This is a genomic window from Methylobacterium sp. CCH5-D2 (assembly GCF_001556475.1).
In the GTDB taxonomy this organism is placed as follows: domain Bacteria; phylum Pseudomonadota; class Alphaproteobacteria; order Rhizobiales; family Beijerinckiaceae; genus Methylobacterium; species Methylobacterium hispanicum.
In genome coordinates, this window is record NZ_LSIX01000354.1 from 1 (window position 1) to 1,036 (window position 1,036).

At 72.6% G+C, this 1,036-nt stretch carries 2 protein-coding genes; both read left to right on the top strand.

Going from position 1 to position 1,036, the window contains the following annotated elements:
- Positions 1–707 (top strand): ABC transporter permease subunit (locus AX737_RS09255; RefSeq protein ID WP_066920802.1); only part of this gene is annotated, 707 nt, incomplete at its 5' end.
- Positions 707–1,036 (top strand): ATP-binding cassette domain-containing protein (locus tag AX737_RS09260; RefSeq protein WP_156453611.1); only part of this gene is annotated, 330 nt, incomplete at its 3' end. The genes AX737_RS09255 and AX737_RS09260, both read left to right, overlap by 1 nt.

Consider the following 1,036-nt stretch of genomic DNA (forward strand, 5'->3'; position numbering starts at 1 on the left):
GGCAGGCCGCGGTCTCGGCCGGCCTCGTCTCCAATCGCTTCATGCCCGCGCCCCTCGACGTGGCGCGCGCCGGCCTCGCGGCGGCGAGCACGGGTGAACTCTGGACCAATCTCGGGGTGAGCGCGCTGCGCGCCATCGCGGGCTTCGCCATCGGCGGCGGCATCGGCTTCGCGCTCGGCCTCGCCAACGGCCTGTCGCGTCTCTCCGAGCGGCTCACCGACACCAGCGTGCAGATGGTGCGCAACGTGCCCCACCTCTCGCTGATCCCGCTGGTGATCCTGTGGTTCGGCATCGGCGAGGAGGCCAAGCTCTTCCTCGTGGCGCTCGGCGTCTTCTTCCCGATCTACGCCAACACGCTGCACGGCATCCGCTCGGTCGATCCCGGCCTCGTCGAGATGGGCCGCGTCTACGGCATGTCGCGGGCCGAACTCTTCCGCCGCGTCGTGCTGCCGGGCGCCCTGCCCTCGATCTTCGTCGGCCTGCGCTACGGGCTCGGCATCATGTGGCTGACGCTCATCGTCGCCGAGACGATCTCGGCCTCCTCGGGGCTCGGCTACATGGCCATGCAGGCGCGCGAGTTCATGCTCGTGGACGTCGTGGTGCTGGCGATCCTGATCTACGCACTGCTCGGCAAGCTCGCCGACGCCCTGACGCGCCGGCTGGAGCGCGCCACCCTCGCCTGGAACCCCGCCTACAGGACCGCCTGATGCTGCTCGACGCCATCCGACCCGACGCCGACGGTGCGGACCGCGCCCGGGAGGCGGTGCCCGCCCGGCCGGACTCAGAGACCGCCCGCAGCCAAGCCGCGCCACGGAGGGGCCCCGCCCGCGGCGTCGCCGTGACGGTGCGCGACCTGCGCAAGGCCTTCGACGGCCACACCGTGATCGACGGCCTCGACCTGCACATCCCGGCCGGCCAGTTCACGGCGGTGGTCGGCCGCTCGGGCTGCGGCAAGAGCACCCTGCTGCGCCTGATCCTCGGCCTGGAGACGCCGACCGGCGGCCGCATCCAGCTGGAGGAACCGGCGGGCGTCGCC